The organism is Endozoicomonas sp. ONNA2, from assembly GCF_024606365.1.
In the GTDB taxonomy this organism is placed as follows: domain Bacteria; phylum Pseudomonadota; class Gammaproteobacteria; order Pseudomonadales; family Endozoicomonadaceae; genus Endozoicomonas.
The window spans coordinates 1-2,298 of sequence record NZ_JAHHPO010000787.1; the positions used below are offsets into that span (position 1 = coordinate 1).

Annotated in this window: 6 protein-coding genes; 2 read left to right on the forward strand and 4 right to left on the reverse strand. The window is 47.7% G+C overall.

The window, feature by feature from the left end; translation table 11 throughout:
- Positions 1 to 11 precede the first annotated feature (11 nt).
- From KDK14_RS21790 to KDK14_RS14025, 3 genes are all read right to left on the reverse strand, one after another.
- A complete protein-coding gene (locus KDK14_RS21790; protein ID WP_373691083.1) occupies positions 12 to 233 on the reverse strand; it encodes an ankyrin repeat domain-containing protein in 222 nt (73 codons plus the stop codon).
- Positions 234 to 339: 106 nt separating this feature from the next.
- Positions 340 to 576, reverse strand: a complete 237-nt coding sequence (locus tag KDK14_RS14020; protein WP_257265796.1) for a hypothetical protein — start codon at positions 574 to 576, stop codon at positions 340 to 342.
- 137 nt (positions 577 to 713) lie between these two features.
- Positions 714 to 941: a hypothetical protein gene (locus KDK14_RS14025; RefSeq protein WP_257265797.1), complete on the reverse strand. Its 228-nt coding sequence runs from the start codon at positions 939 to 941 to the stop codon at positions 714 to 716.
- Positions 942 to 967: 26 nt separating this feature from the next.
- On the opposite strand from KDK14_RS14025, the gene KDK14_RS14030 reads away from it, so the two are divergent.
- Entirely contained in the window at positions 968 to 1,153 is a 186-nt protein-coding gene (locus KDK14_RS14030) for a hypothetical protein (protein ID WP_257265798.1), read from the forward strand.
- A gap of 15 nt (positions 1,154 to 1,168) precedes the next feature.
- On the forward strand, positions 1,169 to 1,828 hold the full coding sequence (locus KDK14_RS14035) for a hypothetical protein (protein WP_257265799.1): 660 nt from the start codon (positions 1,169 to 1,171) through the stop codon (positions 1,826 to 1,828).
- Positions 1,829 to 1,863: 35 nt separating this feature from the next.
- On the opposite strand, the gene KDK14_RS14040 is transcribed toward KDK14_RS14035, so the two are convergent.
- Positions 1,864 to 2,298, reverse strand: a 435-nt coding sequence (locus KDK14_RS14040; protein ID WP_257265800.1) for a hypothetical protein, incomplete at its 5' end; no start/stop codon positions are given.

Consider the following 2,298-nt stretch of genomic DNA (forward strand, 5'->3'; position numbering starts at 1 on the left):
GGATGCAGGAGCTAGAGCAACGCAGGAGCAGTTGCCGCGTAGGGCAGTCTATTCTTGGACAGCCTCCTGGCAGCTATATGCGGGGGTGTAGCGCCACTTGTACGAATTTTCACATTAATATCCGCATTCATCGCCAGCACCTTTTTCAGGCACTCAGTCCGACTCCAGGAAGCGGCTATATGCAGTGCCCTTGTACCGCAGTCAGCAGCGACATTGATATCCGCTCCGACGATTCAGGCGCTCAATTTTGCCCCAACGAACAGCTATCATCAAAGGCGTATATCTGGGTTCCACAATAACGGGATTCGTCGTCAAGCAGTTTCTTACCGTCAATACGAATCAATGGCAGTGCCGGTTGCCTGCATATACATTGGCGTTGGTCAAGACTTCTTGCCGACTGTTGTGCACTTTCAAGCCATTCTGTGATGCATTCCAGGTGGAAAACTTCACGTGCATCGCACGAGGATTTGACCAGTGAATGCCCGCCAAGCTGTCCGACATAGCCGTCGTCACCACTACAGATAGCACAATTTTTAACAAGACAATTGCCAATACCATCTGATCAAAAAACATCATTCGTATTTAAACCTGAATAATTGATAGTACCTGCTTGCAGAAAAAATCAGATCGGTGGTGTTATCCACAAGGCAGCTCCATCGTCACTGTATTGTTGATGCCCTGAAAAGCCGATTGATCCTGATATACCGTCTTGATTATTTCCCGGGTCCCAGCCATCGTTCACAGCCCGCCACAGATAGTTCCTTACCGTCGGGGTGCTGTCTCTTGATCACAATAAGTGCATGGTGGAAGATCGGACCTTGCCCCCAAATAATCCCCTTGCAACAGTTTCCAGAAGCATTTTGGTCGATATCCTTGTCACTGATGCCGACGATATCAAACGCTTTGATTGAACTTAATTGGCGGAGGATGGTCTCAATCATGAACTTGTTTCAAAAGGAATTTCAAAATGCACGCTACCCCTGGTTCGTCATCCAGTTTGCCTCATGCGCCAATGGTTGCTACGAAAAAAGACGCAGCCTCCCAAACCGAATGTTATCGCCAGGTGCCAACGCCTGATGGCAGGATTGTTAACTGTGCACACCCCAAGCAGTCGTCCCGCCAGGATAACAACATAATTACGTCAGAAAAATAACCGTCTGATTACAGGGTGCGGGGCAAAACCCTGTCTGATTTCAGAGTACAGTTTGTCAATCAGACCTTACAGGCCGGTCTGCAGGGCAGCAATAAGCTGATTCGCAACGTCGCCGGTTTCGCCCTTCAGCAAATAATGGGATCACCGCAATTCTCCCGGGACATAAAAAAACAGTGTCTGCTGTTGTTGGGGGCAATGCCTGCTCTGGCAGGTGCCCTGCCGGTTGATACCACACCGTCCTCCACCGATCCAACAAACCTGATCACAACTTCTGAATCCATCCCTTTCGAAAAGAGCGAGGGACTTGTTTTGTTGCTCTTGATTGTTGGTATCCCCGCCCTTGTGGGTCTTTGTGCCGCTTATGCATACTGTTCCGACCGCCATGAAGAGTATCAGCGATTCAGGGATCAAAACCCTCTTGCATCACGCCGACAACTCATTAAAGCAGCTTTCAAAAACCCAAATGATCCCGAAAGCAATCGGTATTTAACCTATGAGGCAAGGTATCGACTGCCAGTTCCCCCTGCTCAAAGAGCCCCGGCGGCGCCGACAGCACCAACTACCTGTGAGCGGGCAACACAAACTGCCTGCGAGCAGGGAACGCAGACAGAGCCCATAATTGATGGAGCACCACAAGAGCAACCACCAACCTATCAACAAGCAATCTTACGATAGACATTAAGCATCTATCTCATAAGAAAAAATCAGGATCAGAGAGCTACACACGAAGAACTTTCGAGTGCGAGTTCTTCATGCTGATCTCTTTGTTGTGAGTTCACGGATTCAGGCTCTTCACAAGCGGGTTCAGGCCCTGGACGACCGGATTCAGACTCTTCATAAAAAGTGGTCATTCCATTATAGTAACCGTAATAATACGCCTCATTTTCCAGATCATTCCTGGTCCCATCTCCGTAAGGAGCGGTCGAAAAATAGACTTTTCTTCCCAAAAGATTTTCTGGAAGCTGATTTAACACCTCCTCAATATCAGGTTCAAAAAAAAAGGCGCATTTGTGATAGGTTTTTTCCTGCTGCAAGACATTAAGTCGGCATGGAGTATCTTCCCGTACAGCCCGATATTTCGGATTATCTTTGTCGAACCAGTTAAAGGAGTATTTTCCTAGATCATTAATTGACATATCTTTTAT